Genomic DNA, 15,682 nt, shown 5'->3' with positions numbered 1-15,682 from the left:
GTGGCGCCAGCCACCGTGTCAACGACGACACCGGAGGAACCCATGGCCTCGGGCCAGAACACCGCGCCGGACCGCGCGCCCGCCAGCACGCCGGACCGGACCACCGGCGACAGCGGGAGCGACCGGTCCCTGCTCACCAGGATCGTGTCCGCGTCGATGGCCGGCACGGTCGTCGAGTGGTACGACTTCTTCCTCTACGCGACCGCCGCGGCGCTCGTGTTCGACAAGGTGCTGATGCCCGCGATGGGCAACCAGTACGACGGCATCATCGCCGCCTTCGTCACCTACGCCATCGGCTTCCTCGCGCGGCCGCTGGGCGGCGTGATCTTCGGCCACCTCGGCGACCGGCTGGGCCGCAAGCACACCCTGCAGATCACGATCATGATGATCGGCGCCGCGACCGTGCTCATGGGCTGCCTGCCGAGCTACGCGTCCATCGGCCTGGCCGCCCCGGCGCTGCTCGTGCTGCTGCGCTTCGTCCAGGGCATCGCGCTCGGCGGCGAGTGGGGCGGCGCCGTGCTGCTCGTCGCGGAGCACGCCCCGGACCGCACCCGTGCCGGCTGGGCCGCCTGGCCGCAGGCCGCCGTCCCGGTGGGCAACCTGCTCGCCACCGCCGTCCTGTGGGTCATGTCCACCACGCTGAGCGACGCCGCGTTCCTCTCGTGGGGCTGGCGCGTCGCGTTCTGGCTCTCCGCCGTGGTCGTGCTCGTCGGCTACTGGATCCGCACCACCATCACGGACGCCCCCATCTTCGAGGAGGCGAAGGCCGAGCTGGAGGACGGCAGGTCCCAGGGCGTCGGCGTCACCGAGGTCGTGCGGCGCTACCCGCGCGGCGTGCTCACCGGCATGGGCCTGCGGTTCGCGGAGAACATCATGTACTACCTGGTGGTGAGCTTCTCGATCGTCTACCTCGGCACCGGGCTCGGGATGGACACGGCGTCGATCCTCGGCGTGATCGCGATCGCGCACGCCTTCCACTTCGTGGTCATCCTGCTGGTGGGGCGCCTCGCCGACCGGGTCGGCCGCAAGCCGGTGTACCTCGCCGGGGCGATCCTCGGCGGCACCTGGGGCCTGTGGGCGTTCCCCGCCTTCGGCTCGCGCAGCACCGGCGTCGCGCTCGTCGTGATCATGGTGGGCCTGCTGTTCCACGCCCTCATGTACGCCGGCCAGCCCGCGATCATGGCCGAGATGTTCCCGACGCGGATGCGCTACTCGGGGGTGTCGATCAGCTACCAGGTGACGTCGATCGTCGCGGGTTCGCTCGCGCCGATCCTCGCCACGACGTGGCTCAAGACGACCGGGTCGTGGTGGCCCACCGCCGTGTACCTGCTCGTGGCGGGCGCGATCACCACCGTCGCCGTGCTGAGCATGCGGGAGACCCGCGGCATCTCGCTGCGCGACGTCGACGCCCGCGACCGCGCGACCGCCGGGGCCGCGGCATGACGGCGGCCACCGCCCGCCCGGCGTCCGGCGAGCGCGCGCTCGCCGGGCGCCGGGCCCTCGTCACCGGCGGCGCGTCCGGCATCGGGGCGGCCTGCGCGCGGGAGCTCGCCGCGCGCGGCGCGCACGTGGTCGTCGCCGACGTCGAGCCCGACGGCGCGAAGCGGCTCGCCGACGAGCTCGGCGGCGAGGCGTGGGTCGTCGACCTGTCCGACACCCGGGCCCTCGACGACCTGCGACTGGACGTGGACGTGCTGGTGAACAACGCGGGCGTCCAGCGGGTCAGCCCGGTCGAGGACTTCGCGCCCGACGACTTCCGGCTCGTCCACCGCCTCATGCTCGAGGCGCCGTTCCTGCTGGTACGGGCGGCCCTGCCGCACATGTACGCCCGCGGGTGGGGGCGGGTGGTCAACGTGTCGTCGGTCCACGGGCTCGTCGCCTCGCCGTTCAAGTCCGCGTACGTCTCGGCCAAGCACGGCCTCGAAGGGCTGTCCAAGACGGTCGCGCTCGAGGGTGGGCCCCGCGGGGTCACCAGCGTCTGCGTCAACCCCGGGTACGTGCGCACCCCGCTCGTGGAGAAGCAGGTCGCCGACCAGGCCGCGGTGCACGGCATCCCCGAGGCCGACGTGCTGGGGCAGGTGATGCTGGCCGAGGCGGCGGTGAAGCGCCTCGTGGAGCCGGAGGAGGTCGCGTCGCTGGTCGGCTGGCTCACCGGCCCGGACGCCTCGATGGTCACCGGGGCCTCGTGGACGATCGACGGCGGATGGAGCGCACGATGAGCGGGCCGGGCACGACGGGTCTCGACAGGGGACTCGACACGGTGGTCGCGACGGCGGCCGAGGCGGTGGCGGACGTGCCCGACGGCGCGTCGCTCGCCGTCGGGGGCTTCGGCCTCTGCGGCGTCCCGGTCGCGCTGATCGAGGCGCTGCTGGCGCGCGGCACGACGGGGCTGTCCGTGGTGAGCAACAACTGCGGCGTCGACGACTGGGGGCTCGGCCTGCTGCTGGGCGCGGGGCGCATCCGCCGGATGACCAGCTCGTACGTGGGCGAGAACAAGGAGTTCGAGCGGCAGTTCCTCGCCGGCGAGCTCGAGCTGGTGCTCACCCCGCAGGGCACGCTCGCCGAACAGCTGCGTGCGGGTGGCGCCGGGATCGCCGGGTTCTGGACCCGCACCGGCGTGGGCACGCAGGTGGCCGACGGCGGCCTGCCGCGCCGCTACGACGGCGCGGGCGGCGTCGCGGTGGCCTCGCCGCCCAAGGAGGTCCGCACGTTCGTCGGGGCGGACGGCGCGAGCGCCGAGTTCGTGCTCGAGGAGGCGATCACCACCGACTACGCCCTCGTGCACGCCGCGAAGGGCGACCGGCACGGCAACCTCGTCTTCCACCGCTCGGCCCGCAACTTCTCCCCCCTCGCCGCGATGGCGGGCCGCGTGTGCGTGGCCCAGGTCGAGGAGCTGGTGGAGCCCGGCGAGATCGACCCCGACGACGTGCACCTGCCCGGCGTGTACGTGCACCGCGTGGTGCACGTGCCCGGCGGCGAGAAGCGGATCGAGAAGCGCACCACCACCCCGACGTCCACCGCGACGTCGGGCCGAGAGGAGGGCTGAGCCGTGCCGCTCACCCGCGACGAGATGGCCGCGCGCGCCGCGGCGGAGCTGGCCGACGGCTGGTACGTGAACCTGGGGATCGGCCTCCCGACGCTCGTGCCGAACCACGTCCCACCCGGCCGGCACCTGGTGCTGCAGTCCGAGAACGGGCTGCTCGGCGTCGGCCCGTACCCCGCCGAGGACGCCGTGGACCCCGACCTGATCAACGCCGGCAAGGAGACCGTGACGCTGCTGCCCGGCGCCTCCGTCTTCGACTCCGCGACCAGCTTCGGCATGATCCGCGGCGGCAAGATCGACGCGGCGGTCCTCGGCGGCATGCAGGTGAGCGCCACCGGCGACCTGGCCAACTGGATGATCCCCGGCAAGATGGTCAAGGGCCCGGGTGGCGCCATGGACCTCGTGCACGGCGCGCGGCGCGTGATCGTCCTCATGGAGCACACCGCCCGGGACGGCTCCCCCAAGCTGCTCCCGGAGTGCTCTCTGCCCCTCACCGGGCGCGGCGTGGTGCACCGCGTCATCACCGACCTGGCGGTGCTCGACGTCGCCCCGGGAGGTTTCGTCCTCCGCGAGCTCGCGCCCGGCGTCTCCGTCGACGACGTCGTGGCCGCCACGGGCGCCCCGCTCACGACGGCCCTCGACGACGCGCGGGCCGCGTGAGCGGTGCGGCGGCTCAGGAGGCGCGGCGGGAGCGGGCCAACAGCACGAGGGCGACCAGCACGCCGACCACGCTGACGACGGTCGCCACCCAGAACGCGGCGGAGTAGGCGCCGGCGGGGTCGGTCGCGCCCGCCGCGAGGAGGGCGGTGACCACCGGGGCGGCGGCCGCGGACCCGACGGTGCGCACCACGCTGTTGAGCCCGGTGGCGGCGCCGGTCTCGGTGGGCGGCGACCAGGTCACGACGAGCTGCGCGCAGATCGCGTACCCGATGCCGTTGCCGAGGCCGAGCACGGAGAACGCCACGACGACGGCCCACGGCGTCGCGGGCCACAGCGCCAGGCCGACCGCGCCGACGGCCATGACCCCCGCGGCGACCGCCCCCGTGCCGCCCGGGCCGATCCGCCCCACCAGCGCCGGGGTGGCGCGCCCGCCGAGGAAGACGAGCACGGCGCTCGGGAGCATGGCCAGCCCCGAGACGGTGACGCTCATGCCGTGCCCGTAGCCTGTGCCCGCCGGGGCCTGCATGAGCAGCGGCAGCGCGACGTAGCAGACGTACGGCACGAAGCCCACGGCCACGGTGAGCAGGCTGACGAGCACGATCGGGCCGTGGCGGAACGTGCGGACGTCCACGACGGGCGCGTCCGTGCGCCGCTCGACGAGCACCAGCGCGGCGAGCAGCACGAGGCCGGCCCCGCCGACGACGACCGTCCGCGCGGAGCCCCAGCCCCACGTGCCGCCCTGCGACACGGCGAGCAGCAGGCCGACGAGGCCGCCGGCGAGCAGGGCGATGCCCGGCCAGTCGGTGCGGCGCTGCACGGCGGGGGCGCCGCCGCGCGGCACCCAGGCCGCGACGAGCGCGCCCGAGCCGAGGATGAGCGCCGCCCCGAGCACGAAGAGCCAGCGCCAGCCGAGCGCGTCCACGACCACGCCGCCCACGACGAGCGCGGCGCCCGCGCCGAGGCCGATCATCCCGGGGATCCACCCGAACGCCGCCGCGAGCCGCGGCCCGGACAGCACGGACCGGGCGATCGCCAGGGCCAGCGGGAACGTCGCGGTGCTCACGCCCTGCACCACGCGGGCGGCGAGCAGCACGCCGAGCGTCGGGGCGGCCGCGGCCGCCAGGGTCGCTGCGGCGAACACGACGATGGTGCCGAGCAGCACGCGACGGTGCCCGAAGCGGTCGCCGAGGTTGCCGACGACGGGCGCGAGGACCGCCCCGGCGAGCAGGAACGCCGTGAGGATCCACCCCGTGCCCTGCGCGGTCGCGCCGAGCTCGCGGCCGAGCGTCGGCAGCGCCGGGACGACGAGCGTCTGCATCAGGGAGAAGGCGAGCACGGCGGCGCTCAGCGCGAAGGTCACGCGGCCGGGGTGCCGCACGACGGTGGCGTCGGCGGGCTGGCCGGGGGCGGCGTCGGGCGCCGGGCTGGACGGAGGCACGGTCGTGCTCGCTCTCTGTGGTGGGGGTGGCTGCGCCTCGTCGCGCGCCGATTGAAACGGAACGGAATGCTCGTTCCGATTCACTCTAGCACCGGGGCGGCGGCTACCGTGAGGCCATGCCCTCCGCCCCCGCCGACGACCGCGCCGACGACCGACCGCTCCCCGGCCGGCTGCGGGAGGCGCGCGCCAACGACACCGCCGTGCTCGCCGCGGCGCGCGAGGTCTTCGCGACCCAGGGGCACGGCGCCTCCATGGCCGACGTCGCCCGGCACGCGGGCGTCGGCGTCGGCTCGGTCTACCGCCGCTACCCCACCAAGGAGGCCCTGGTCGAGGCGCTCCACGTGCAGGCGGTGCGCGGGGCGGCGCGGCTGGCGACCGAGGTGGCGGACCAGTGCGGGACCGACGCGGTGCCCGAGGCCGACGGCGCCGTCGGCACGTTCCTCGCGCGGCAGATCACCGGCGCGACCGGCCCCATCCTCCGGCCGCCGGGGGCCGGCGGGCCGCTCCCCGCCGACCTCGCCGCGGCGACCCGCGACCTGCGCGTCGGCCTCGAGCGGCTGGTCGCGTACGACCGCGCCGCGGGCCTGCTGCCGACCGGGTTCACCACCGCGGACGTCATGCAGCTCCTGCTGCACCTGCGCCCCGCGCTCCCCTTCCCCCGCGCCGAGGCGGACGCGCTGCACCTGCGCTACCTCCGGCTCGTCCTCGCCGGGCTGCGCTCCCGGGCCGGCGACGACGACGGGCTGGGCGACGGCCCCCGCTGGGACGACTGGGTCGGCGCCTGGCACGACTGAGCGCCCACCACCGCTCGCCGACCAGGCGGTTCCGCACCGAACGACCGCTCAGAACGTGCGCAACCGCCTGCTCACCGTCAGCCGTCCGCCGTCGGCGCGTGCCGCTCCAGGAACTCGTAGACCTCCGTCGTGTCGACGCCGGGGAACGCGCCGGACGGCATCGCCGCGAGCATGGAGGCGTGCGGGCGGGCGCTGGGGAACGCGTGGCCGTCCCAGCGGCGGGCGAGCGGCTCGTCGGGCCGGCGGCAGCAGCGCTCGTCGGGGCAGCGCGACGTGCTGCGCGCCGTCGTCTCGCGGCCGAGGAACCACTTGACCTGCGCGTACGGCACCCCGACGCTCACCGAGAACCGCCCGTCGGCGGTGTCCTGCACCCGCGACGTGCACCAGTACGTGCCCGTCGGGGTGTCGGTGTACTGGTAGTACGGGCTGAGCCGGTCGGCCACGGAGAACACCACGCGCGCGGTCCAGTGCCGGCACACGTGCTGCCCCTCGACGGTGCCGAGCGGGTCGGACGGGAACCGCACGCCGTCGTTCTCGTAGGCCTTGTGGATCGCCCCCGACTCGTGCACCTTCATGAAGTGCACCGGGATGCCGAGGTGCCGCGTGGCGAGGTTCGTGAAGCGGTGCGCCACCGTCTCGTAGGAGACCGCGAACGCGTCGCGCAGGTCCTCCAGCGAGATGGACCGCGCCTCCTTGGCCTCCCGCAGCTGCTTGACCGCCTCCCGCTCGGGCACCAGCAGGGCCGCGCACAGGTAGTTGGCCTCGACGCGCTGGCGCAGGAACTCCCGGTAGTCGCGCGGCTCGGCGTGCTCCAGCACGTGCGAGGCCAGGGCCTGGAGCACGGCCGAGCGCGCCTCGGACCGGCCGCGGATCCCGTTGCTCGGCAGGTACACCCGGCGGTGGAGCTGGTCGATGACGGCGCGCGTGGACTGCGGCAGATCGGGCTCGTAGTGGATCGAGAAGCCGAGGTGGGCGGCCAGCTCCCCCACGGCGCGCTGCGGCAGCGGCCCGCGGCCGTGGCCGACGTCGTCGAGCAGGCCTCGGGCGACGATCTCCAGGTCGGGGAAGTAGTTGTCCTGCGCGCGCATGTCGGCGCGCAGCTCGGTGTTGGCGCGCCGCGCCTCCTCCGGGGTGAGCGCGCGCTCGGAGTGCAGGCGTTCCAGCTCGCGCTGCAGCCCCACGATCGCCTCGAGCGCGTCGGTCGGCAGGGACTTCCCCACCTTCACGGGGTGCACCCCGAGCGCGGAGAAGAGCGAGCCCCTTTGCACGCGCTCCAGCTCGATCTCGAGGGCGTCGCGATGCGACGGCGCCTGGGCGGAGAGCAGGTCCTCGACGCTCGCGCCGAGCGCGCGGGCCACCGCCTGCAGGCGCGCGATGGTGGGCTCGCGCTTGCCGTTCTCCAGCATCGAGACCTGCGACGGCGCACGTCCGATGGCCTCTCCGAGCTGTTCCAGGGTCATGCCGCGACGGGTGCGCAGGTGCCGGATGCGGCGGCCGATCGTGAGGGCGTCGGCCTCCTGGTCGATGGGCAGCGCCGCGTCGTCCCGGGTACCGGGCCGAGGTTCGGTCGAGATCGCCATGCTCGAGGGTGACACGCGGCACACCTTCCGTCCAGGAGAAGAACCTCGATATTTCTCCCGACATTTCCTGGCCGCGGGGTGGTGCGCCACGTCAGGGTCGTGACCAAGGACGACGGCGGGCGACCCGCCGACGCCGCACGACGAGAGACGAAAGAGGCACGCCATGACCGCCACCCTCGAGCCCCGTACCAGCACCGCCGCCGGCGACCAGACGCAGACCGCCGCGGAGCTGGCCGAGCAGTGGGCGACCGACCCCCGCTGGGCGGGCGTCGAGCGCACGTACACCGCCGAGGACGTCGTCGCGCTGCGCGGGTCGGTCGGCGAGGAGTTCACGCTGGCCCGGCGCGGCGCCGAGCGGCTGTGGCGCCAGCTCCACGAGGAGGACTTCATCAACGCCCTCGGCGCGCTGACCGGCAACCAGGCGGTGCAGCAGGTGAAGGCGGGCCTCCAGGCCATCTACCTCTCCGGCTGGCAGGTGGCCGGCGACGCGAACCTCGCGGGCCAGACCTACCCGGACCAGTCCCTGTACCCCGCGAACTCGGTGCCGGCCGTCGTGCGCCGCATCAACAACGCGCTGCTGCGCGCCGACCAGATCGACGTCTCCGAGAACGGCGCCCCCACCCGCGACTGGCTCGCCCCGATCGTGGCGGACGCCGAGGCCGGGTTCGGCGGCCCGCTCAACGCGTACGAGCTGATGCGCTCGATGATCGCGTCGGGCGCCGCGGGCGTGCACTGGGAGGACCAGCTCGCCAGCGAGAAGAAGTGCGGCCACCTCGGCGGCAAGGTGCTGATCCCCACCCAGCAGCACGTGCGCACGCTCAACGCGGCGCGGCTCGCGGCCGACGTCTCCGACGTGCCGAGCGTGGTCATCGCCCGCACCGACGCCGAGGCGGCCACCCTGATCACGTCGGACGTCGACGAGCGGGACCGCCCGTTCCTCACCGGCGGCCGCACGGGCGAGGGCTTCTACGAGGTCCGCAACGGCGTCGAGCCCTGCATCGCCCGGGCCAAGGCCTACGCCCCGTACGCCGACCTCATCTGGATGGAGACCGGCACACCCGACCTCGAGCTCGCGCGGTCGTTCGCCGAGGCCGTCAAGGCCGACTTCCCCGACCAGATGCTGGCCTACAACTGCTCGCCGTCGTTCAACTGGAAGAAGCACCTGGACGACGACACGATCGCCAGGTTCCAGCGCGAGCTGGGCGCGATGGGCTTCCGGTTCCAGTTCATCACCCTGGCCGGCTTCCACGCCCTCAACTACTCGATGTTCGACCTCGCCCACGGCTACGCCCGCGAGCAGATGTCCGCCTACGTGCGGCTGCAGGAGGCCGAGTTCGCCGCCGAGGAGCGCGGCTACACCGCCACGAAGCACCAGCGCGAGGTCGGCACCGGCTACTTCGACCGCGTGTCGACGGCGCTCAACCCCGACGCCGCCACCCTCGCGCTCGCCGGCTCCACCGAGGCCGCGCAGTTCTGACCCGTCCCCACCCCCGCTCAGCCCGGACCGCCCGGAGGCACGCCATGACCACGCTCACGTCCCCGACCACCGCTCCCCCGCGCACCGCCCCGGTGCCGGTCGTCGCACCGGCCGTCGGCACCCCGCTCGCCGACACGGCCCCCGGGCCGTCGGCCTGGGGCACGGCGACCCTCGGCGAGGGTCACGTCACCGCCACCGCACCCCTCGGGCCGCGCGACGAGGAGATCCTCACCCCGGAGGCGCTGGAGTTCCTGGCGATGCTGCACGACCGGTTCGCCGACGACCGCACGTCGCTCCTGCTGGAGCGCCAGCGGCGCATGCGGCGCATCGCCGACGGCGACGACCCGGACTTCCACCCGGCCACCCGGCCCGTGCGCGACGACCCGTCCTGGCGGGTCGCCGGCGCGGCCGGGGCGCCGGGGCTGAGCGACCGCCGCGTCGAGATCACGGGGCCGACGGACCCGAAGATGACGATCAACGCGCTCAACTCGGGCGCCCGGTGCTGGCTGGCCGACGCCGAGGACGCGCAGTCCCCCACGTGGCGCAACGTGGTGGAGGGCCAGCTCGCCCTGCGCGACGCGATCCGCGGCACGCTGACCTTCACCAACCCGGCCGGCAAGCGGTACGCGCTGCGCTCCACCGACCTCACCGAGCTGCCGACGATCGTCTTCCGGCCGCGCGGCTGGCACCTGTTCGAGTCCCACCTGGCCTACACCGGCCCGGACGGGTCGACGCAGCCGGCGTCGGGCACGCTGGTCGACTTCGGCCTATACCTGTTCCACAACGCCCACGAGCTGGTCTCGCGGGGACGGGGGCCCTACTTCTACCTGCCGAAGCTCGAGGGCTACCGCGAGGCGCGGCTGTGGAACGAGGTCTTCGAGGCCGCGCAGGACGCGCTCGGCATCCCCCGCGGCACCATCCGCGCCACGGTGCTCGTCGAGACGCTGCCCGCCGCGTTCGAGATGGAGGAGATCCTCTACGAGCTGCGCGACCACTGCGCCGGGCTCAACGCGGGGCGCTGGGACTACCTGTTCAGCGTCATCAAGTGCTTCCGCACCCGGGGCTCGTCGTACGTGCTGCCCGACCGCGGCCAGGTGACGATGACCGCGCCGTTCATGCGGGCGTACACGGAGCTGCTCGTCGCCACGTGCCACAAGCGTGGGGCGCACGCCATCGGCGGGATGAGCGCCTTCATCCCCGACCGCCGCTCCCCCGAGGTGACCGAGCGCGCCGTCGAGCAGGTGTGGGCCGACAAGACCCGCGAGGCCGCGGCGGGCTTCGACGGCACCTGGGTGGCGCACCCCGACCTGGTCGAGGTGGCGCGCGGGGCGTTCGACGAGGTGCTCGGCGAGCGCGACCACCAGGTCGACCGCCTGCGCGACGACGTCGAGGTGGGCCAGGCCGACCTGCTGGACGTCGCGTCGGCCCGGCGCTCGGGCGCCACCGTCACCGCCGCGGGTCTGCGCACCAACGTGTCCGTGGGGGTGCGCTACATCGAGTCGTGGCTGCGGGGCGTGGGCGCGGCCGCGATCGACCACCTCATGGAGGACGCCGCGACCGCCGAGATCTCCCGGTCGCAGGTGTGGCAGTGGGTGGCCTCGGGCACGACGACGGAGGACGGCCTGCCCATCACCCGGGTGCGGTGCGAGGCGGTGCTGCGCGACGTGCTGCGCGGCCTGCCCCGCTCGTCGGGCGACCGGTTCGACGACGCCGTGGCCCTGTTCCGCGAGGTGGCCCTCGGCGAGGAGTTCCCGCCGTTCCTCACCACCGGCGCGTACGCCCGCTACCTCGCGGGCTGACCCCACCCCGGCCGGTTGCCGAACAGGCAGCTGACACCGTGATGGCGGCCCATCGGGCCTCATCACGGTGTCAGCTGCCTGTTCGGCAGCCAGGGTCAGGGGGCCTGTGGACGACGCCCACGGGCGGGCCCGCGGGTGGGGCAGGGTGACGACGCATGGACACCACCACCGCATTCGGCCCGGGCGACCAGATCGCCGACGACGCCGAGCTCCTGGAGCTCGCCCTGTTCCTCGCCGGCGGCGCCTCCCCGCGACGGCGCGCCCTCACCGTCACGTGGCTCGACGCCGACGACCGCCTCCTCGGCCTGGCGCTGCCGATCGACGACCCGCCCGTCCGGCCCGACGGCGACTCCCTCGCCGGCCTGGGCGCCGTGCTGCGCGGCGTGATCGACGACGAGGCGCCCGGCGGGTGCGCCGTCGTCGTCCTGGAGCGCCCGGGCGACGCGACCCGCACCGACGACGACCGCGCCTGGAACCGCGACCTGCGCGCCGAGGCCGCGGTGCGTGAAGTGCGGCTGCGCGGGTTCTTCGTCGCCGCCGGCGGGCAGGTGCGGCCGCTGGCGCTCGACGACGCGTGAGGTCAGTCCTCGACGCGCACGGACTGGCCGCCGTCCACGACGTCCGCGGTGCCGTGCCGCAGCGGGCGGGGCTCGAGCTCGAGGAACACCAGCCCGGACTCGCCGAGCCGCGACCACGTGACGGCGAACCCGGAGGGCGTGGCGCCGTCGTCGAACAGCCGCGCGCCGGACCCGACCACGACGGGCGCGAGGACGAGGCGGTAGACGTCGACGAGCCCCAGGTCGTGCAGGGTGCTGGCGAGGCGGGCGCTGCCGTGCACCTGCAGCTCGCCGTCCGGCCCGTCCTTGAGCGCCTGCACCCGGGCGGCCAGGTCGGCCTCGTCGGCGGGGCTGATCACGGTGGTGCCGGCCCATGCGGGATCGGTCAGGGTCGAGGAGACGACGTACCGGGGGCCGGCGTTGATGCGGGCCGCGAGGGCGTCGTCCGGGTCGGTCACCTGGCCCCAGGACTCGTGGAACATGTCGTAGGTGGTACGGCCGAGCAGGAACGCGTCGACCTCGGCGAACCAGCCCTCGACGACCTCGCCGAACACGGGGTCCGCGGTGAACGGGACGAACCAGCCGCCCTCGGCGAAGCCGCCGCGGGTGTCCTCCTCGGGCCCTCCGGGCCCCTGCACCACCCCGTCGAGCGAGGTGAAGATCGCGACGCTGAGCCTCATGTGATCCTCCGTCGGATGTCGTCGACGGAGGGTGGACGGCGCGCGCGGACCGGACTCATCGGGCCGTATGCCCTGGACTTCCAGGCTTCGGCGGCATACTTTCACCTCGGCAGCATGCTGTGAGGAGATTCACACGGCACGCCTGCCCACCGAGGAGGGAGCGGGACCGTGGCCGACGTCCTGGTGCTCAACGCGGGCTACGAGCCCCTGCACCGCGTCTCGGTCAAGCACGCCATCACGATGCTGGTGCGCGAGGTCGCCGTGGTCGAGGAGGCCGTCGAGGGTCACCGGTTCGGCCCCTACCCGATGCCCCGCGTGCTGCGGCTGGTGCGGTACGTCGCGATGCGGTGGCGCTACCGCGGCGCGGGCCGCCCGGCGGTGACGAAGGACGGCGTGAAGCGCCGGGACGGCGCCTGCGCGTACTGCGGCGGGCCCGCCGAGACGGTGGACCACGTGATCCCCCGCTCGCGCGGCGGCGACTCGTCGTGGCTCAACCTCGTCGCGGCGTGCGAGCGCTGCAACGGGCGCAAGGCCGACCGCACGCCCCTCGAGGCCGGCATGCCGCTGCTCCTCGCCCCGTACGTGCCGCCCGCGGAGCACGGCCTGGTGCGACGGCGCCGCCGCACCGCCGCGACGGCCGCGGCCTGACCCGAGGTCCGGCCGCGGCCCGTCGCAGGGGCCGCGAGCCGTCAGGCGGCGGGCTCGTCCTCCGGCAGGTCCGGCACGATCGACAGCGACCCCGTGACGGCGACGACGCCCGCGCTGCCGCCCGTGTCGGCGGACGTGAGCGCACGGGACGCGATGACGCTGCTCGCGAAGTTCGCGTGGCACTCGGTGCAGTACCACTCGGGCGTCGGCACCGGCACCTCGAAGCCGCCGTAGACGACGTCCGGCTCGGCGTTCATCACGTCGTCCTGGAACGTCATGCCCCACACGATGCGCTTGGTCTTGCCGCGCGCGCCGCACCCCGGGCACTGCGGGCGCATCCGCGCCCGCTGCGAGGAGACGGTGTGCGCGTGCATGAGGTCGTGGCACTGCTCGCACAGCAGGTGCACGTCGCGCACCAGCTGCTCGAGCGTGCGCCCGCCGGCCGTCGTCGTCCCGAGCCGGACGGCGCCGTCGTCGTGGGCCTGCATGCGGTGCACGTCGACGAAGCGCTCGCACGTGGCGCAGCGCTCCTCGCGGCGCATCGACCAGCCCGTCACGGCGCGGTGGCCCAGGATGCGCAGCGCGTGCACGTCGGACGCGGTGGCACCGGCGCCGCAGTCGCCCGGGTCGAGCGTGTGCACGGGGCCGCCGCGGAACTGCTCCGCGACGCCGTCGAGCACCAGCCGCGCGTGGTCCGGCGGCAGCCAGCCCGACGACCCGGTGTAGGTGTCCGCGCCGTCGAACAGGTCGGCCCAGACGATCGGCCGGTCCGGGCCGAACAGGTCGTCGCTCACCCAGCTCTCGCCGTCGGTGGCGCCCATGAGCTCCACCGCAGCGACGACGCCGGCGTCCCCGAGGACCGTCACGACCACGTCGCCCCGCTGCGGGCCGTCGGGCCCGCCCGGCAGCCGGTGCTCCGGGGCGCGGGTGGCGATCGCGACGGACTCCGTGAGCCAGTCGGCCGACCAGTGGAGGTAGACGGACGGCACGAGCCACGCGGGCAGCGCCGACAGGGAGGGCAGGGTCTCTCGGGTCACCCGCAGAACATATCGGGCGCCGAGCCTCCGACACCACGGGCGAGGTCGTTCCCGTCGCGGCATCGGCGCGCTAGGTTCCGGACAGCACCAGGCACAGGCACGACGGCGTCGCCGCTCCGCCCCGGGCGTCGCCGCCGCTCGCCCTCGAGCTGCTGCCGCGAGGAGGCACGGGATGAACGTCGGACTGTGGGTCGCCGCCGGGCTGCTGGCCCTGCTCTACCTGGCCGTGGGTGTCGTGAAGCTCACGCGCAGCCGTGACCGGCTGCGGTCGGCGATGGGCTGGGTCGAGGACTTCCCCGGCGTGGTCGTGCGGTTCATCGGCCTGGCGGAGATCGCCGGCGCGCTCGGGCTGATCCTGCCGCAGGCCACCGGCACGCTGCCGTGGCTGACGCCGGTCGCCGCGACGTGCCTGGTGGTGCTGCAGGCCCTGGCGATCTCGGTGCACGTGCGCCGCCGCGAGCTCGCCCAGCTGTGGGTCAACGTGGTCCTGCTGCTGGGCGCGGCGTTCGTCGCCGTGGGCCACTTCGCCGGCTGGTGACGGCCGGGCGGACGCCGCCCCTCAGGCCTCGGCCCGCGCCTGGTCGTACCGCTCGCGGTGGGCGCGGATGGCGTCCGTGTGGGCGAAGGCCCATTCCACGAGCGCGATGACCGGCGGCAGCAGGGTCTGCCCGAGCTCGGTGAGCTCGTAGTCGACCCGCGGCGGGACGACGGCGTGCACCGTGCGGCTCACCAGCCCGTCCCGCTCCAGCTGGCGCAGCGTGAGCGTGAGCATCCGCTGCGAGATCCCGTCGATCCCGTGCAGCAGCTCGGTGAACCGCCGCGGGCCCGGGGCCAGCGTGCCGAGCACCAGGGTGCTCCACTTGTCGCCCACCCGGTCGAGCACCGCGCGCACCTCGCTGGTCGTCGCGTCCGCGTGGCACGCCCCGCCGAGCACCGGCCCGCCCGGCGCCCCGTGCGCCGAGGTCGCCTCGATGGTCATGTCGTCTCCGCCCGATCGGCCGTCCCCCGGTGTGCCTCCGGCACACGCGTGTGCCTTTTGTAGGCCGTTCGATGATTACCCATCATGCAGCCAGGCACAAAGAGTGACCGACCAGACGGGTCGTCGCGGCCGCCCCTCGAAGGACTCGCATGAACATCGCCCTGTGGATCGCCTCCGGTCTGCTCGCCGCCGTCTTCCTCATGGCCGGCCTCGGCAAGGCCCTCCGGCCGATCCCCGCGCTGCAGGAGCAGATGCGCTGGGTGACCCCCGAGCGGGTCACCGCCGTCCGCACCCTGGCCTGGCTCGAGGTGCTGGGCGCCGTCGGCGTGATCCTCCCGTGGGCCACCGGCGTCGCGCCCGTGCTGACCCCGGTCGCCGCCGTCGGGCTCGCGATCACGCAGGTCGGCGCGATCCCTCTGCACGTGCGTCTGGGCGAGGGCAAGAGCCTGCCGGTGAACGTCGTCCTGCTCACGCTCGCCGTCTTCGTCGCGGTCGGGCGCTTCGCCGCGCTCTGACGCCCTCGCGGGCCGCGTGCCGGCGGGTCAGGACGGCGGCCCCGCCAGCGCCTCCGACTCCTCGTCGGTGAGCAGCCGCGAGCGGATGAGGAAGCGCACCCCCTCGGGTGCCTCCACGCTGAAGCCCGCGCCGCGCCCCGGGACGACGTCGATCGTCAGGTGCGTGTGGCTCCAGTACTCGAACTGGGCGCGGCTCATCCACACCGGCACGGTGAACGGCTCGCCCGTGGCGCCGGCCTCGTCCACGGGTCCGTCGACGACGGCCAGGTCGCCCAGGTGCACGTCCGCGTCGCCCACGAGGAAGTCGCCGTCGGGGTAGCACATCGGGCTGGACCCGTCGCAGCAGCCCCCGGACTGGTGGAACATCAGCTCGCCGTGCTGACGCCGCAGCCGGGCGAGGAGCCCGGCCGCGGCGTCGGACACGGCGACACGCGAGATCGTGTCGCTCATCGTCTGCCCCGTCGTCGTGTCGGTC

General features: G+C 74.5%; 17 protein-coding genes. 11 read left to right on the top strand and 6 right to left on the bottom strand.

Annotated elements, in window-relative coordinates:
• Positions 1 to 42 precede the first annotated feature (42 nt).
• The 4 genes from ACFU5J_RS07650 to ACFU5J_RS07635 are packed head-to-tail and all read left to right on the top strand — an operon-like array spanning position 43 to position 3,703.
• Positions 43 to 1,443: an MFS transporter gene (locus ACFU5J_RS07650; RefSeq protein WP_430578323.1), complete on the top strand. Its 1,401-nt coding sequence runs from the start codon at positions 43 to 45 to the stop codon at positions 1,441 to 1,443.
• Positions 1,440 to 2,219 carry a 3-hydroxybutyrate dehydrogenase gene (locus ACFU5J_RS07645; protein WP_430574835.1) on the top strand — a complete coding sequence of 260 codons (780 nt, stop codon included), beginning with the start codon at positions 1,440 to 1,442 and terminating at the stop codon, positions 2,217 to 2,219. The genes ACFU5J_RS07650 and ACFU5J_RS07645 overlap by 4 nt, the downstream gene beginning before the upstream one ends.
• Complete coding sequence (locus ACFU5J_RS07640) at positions 2,216 to 3,046, top strand: CoA transferase subunit A (protein ID WP_430578322.1); 831 nt, start codon at positions 2,216 to 2,218, stop codon at positions 3,044 to 3,046. Before ACFU5J_RS07645 ends, ACFU5J_RS07640 begins: the two co-directional genes overlap by 4 nt.
• Positions 3,047 to 3,049: 3 nt before the next feature.
• Positions 3,050 to 3,703, top strand: coding sequence for a 3-oxoacid CoA-transferase subunit B (locus ACFU5J_RS07635; protein ID WP_430578321.1), 654 nt, complete (start codon positions 3,050 to 3,052; stop codon positions 3,701 to 3,703).
• A gap of 13 nt (positions 3,704 to 3,716) precedes the next feature.
• Here ACFU5J_RS07635 and ACFU5J_RS07630 read toward each other — a convergent pair whose 3' ends face one another.
• The gene (locus ACFU5J_RS07630; RefSeq protein ID WP_430578320.1) at positions 3,717 to 5,141 is read right to left on the bottom strand and encodes an MFS transporter; all 1,425 of its coding nucleotides are present in this window, start codon (positions 5,139 to 5,141) and stop codon (positions 3,717 to 3,719) included.
• A gap of 116 nt (positions 5,142 to 5,257) precedes the next feature.
• On the opposite strand from ACFU5J_RS07630, the gene ACFU5J_RS07625 reads away from it, so the two are divergent.
• The gene (locus ACFU5J_RS07625; protein ID WP_430578319.1) at positions 5,258 to 5,935 is read left to right on the top strand and encodes a helix-turn-helix domain-containing protein; all 678 of its coding nucleotides are present in this window, start codon (positions 5,258 to 5,260) and stop codon (positions 5,933 to 5,935) included.
• 77 nt (positions 5,936 to 6,012) lie between these two features.
• Here the strand turns inward: ACFU5J_RS07625 and ACFU5J_RS07620 are convergent, their stop codons facing one another.
• The gene (locus tag ACFU5J_RS07620; protein WP_430578383.1) at positions 6,013 to 7,515 is read right to left on the bottom strand and encodes a helix-turn-helix domain-containing protein; all 1,503 of its coding nucleotides are present in this window, start codon (positions 7,513 to 7,515) and stop codon (positions 6,013 to 6,015) included.
• Positions 7,516 to 7,678: 163 nt separating this feature from the next.
• On the opposite strand from ACFU5J_RS07620, the gene aceA reads away from it, so the two are divergent.
• The 3 genes from aceA to ACFU5J_RS07605 all read left to right on the top strand — a co-directional run bounded on the left by aceA (position 7,679) and on the right by ACFU5J_RS07605 (position 11,369).
• Complete coding sequence (aceA, locus tag ACFU5J_RS07615; protein WP_430574830.1) at positions 7,679 to 8,992, top strand: isocitrate lyase; 1,314 nt, start codon at positions 7,679 to 7,681, stop codon at positions 8,990 to 8,992.
• Positions 8,993 to 9,036: 44 nt separating this feature from the next.
• On the top strand, positions 9,037 to 10,791 hold the full coding sequence (gene aceB, locus ACFU5J_RS07610) for a malate synthase A (RefSeq protein WP_430578318.1): 1,755 nt from the start codon (positions 9,037 to 9,039) through the stop codon (positions 10,789 to 10,791).
• 155 nt (positions 10,792 to 10,946) lie between these two features.
• Complete coding sequence (locus ACFU5J_RS07605; protein WP_430578317.1) at positions 10,947 to 11,369, top strand: hypothetical protein; 423 nt, start codon at positions 10,947 to 10,949, stop codon at positions 11,367 to 11,369.
• Positions 11,370 to 11,371: 2 nt separating this feature from the next.
• On the opposite strand, the gene ACFU5J_RS07600 is transcribed toward ACFU5J_RS07605, so the two are convergent.
• On the bottom strand, positions 11,372 to 12,028 hold the full coding sequence (locus tag ACFU5J_RS07600) for a dihydrofolate reductase family protein (RefSeq protein ID WP_430578316.1): 657 nt from the start codon (positions 12,026 to 12,028) through the stop codon (positions 11,372 to 11,374).
• A gap of 168 nt (positions 12,029 to 12,196) precedes the next feature.
• Between ACFU5J_RS07600 and ACFU5J_RS07595 the strand changes: the two genes are divergently transcribed.
• Entirely contained in the window at positions 12,197 to 12,676 is a 480-nt protein-coding gene (locus ACFU5J_RS07595) for an HNH endonuclease (protein ID WP_430578315.1), read from the top strand.
• Between the two features lie 41 nt (positions 12,677 to 12,717).
• Here ACFU5J_RS07595 and ACFU5J_RS07590 read toward each other — a convergent pair whose 3' ends face one another.
• Positions 12,718 to 13,713, bottom strand: coding sequence for a hypothetical protein (locus ACFU5J_RS07590; protein WP_430574825.1), 996 nt, complete (start codon positions 13,711 to 13,713; stop codon positions 12,718 to 12,720).
• Between the two features lie 172 nt (positions 13,714 to 13,885).
• Here ACFU5J_RS07590 and ACFU5J_RS07585 point away from each other — a divergent pair, with 172 nt between their 5' ends.
• Positions 13,886 to 14,251: a DoxX family protein gene (locus ACFU5J_RS07585; RefSeq protein WP_430574824.1), complete on the top strand. Its 366-nt coding sequence runs from the start codon at positions 13,886 to 13,888 to the stop codon at positions 14,249 to 14,251.
• Positions 14,252 to 14,272: 21 nt separating this feature from the next.
• Here ACFU5J_RS07585 and ACFU5J_RS07580 read toward each other — a convergent pair whose 3' ends face one another.
• A complete protein-coding gene (locus ACFU5J_RS07580) occupies positions 14,273 to 14,692 on the bottom strand; it encodes a winged helix-turn-helix transcriptional regulator (protein ID WP_430578314.1) in 420 nt (139 codons plus the stop codon).
• A 149-nt stretch (positions 14,693 to 14,841) separates the two neighbouring features.
• Between ACFU5J_RS07580 and ACFU5J_RS07575 the strand changes: the two genes are divergently transcribed.
• Positions 14,842 to 15,207, top strand: coding sequence for a DoxX family protein (locus ACFU5J_RS07575; RefSeq protein WP_430578313.1), 366 nt, complete (start codon positions 14,842 to 14,844; stop codon positions 15,205 to 15,207).
• A 27-nt stretch (positions 15,208 to 15,234) separates the two neighbouring features.
• Here ACFU5J_RS07575 and ACFU5J_RS07570 read toward each other — a convergent pair whose 3' ends face one another.
• Positions 15,235 to 15,657, bottom strand: coding sequence for a DUF779 domain-containing protein (locus tag ACFU5J_RS07570; RefSeq protein ID WP_430574821.1), 423 nt, complete (start codon positions 15,655 to 15,657; stop codon positions 15,235 to 15,237).
• Positions 15,658 to 15,682 lie beyond the last annotated feature (25 nt).

Origin of the sequence: Isoptericola sp. NPDC057559, from assembly GCF_042801555.1 — a bacterium.
GTDB lineage: Bacteria > Actinomycetota > Actinomycetes > Actinomycetales > Cellulomonadaceae > Isoptericola.
This window is presented reverse-complemented; position numbering and strand designations above follow the sequence as displayed.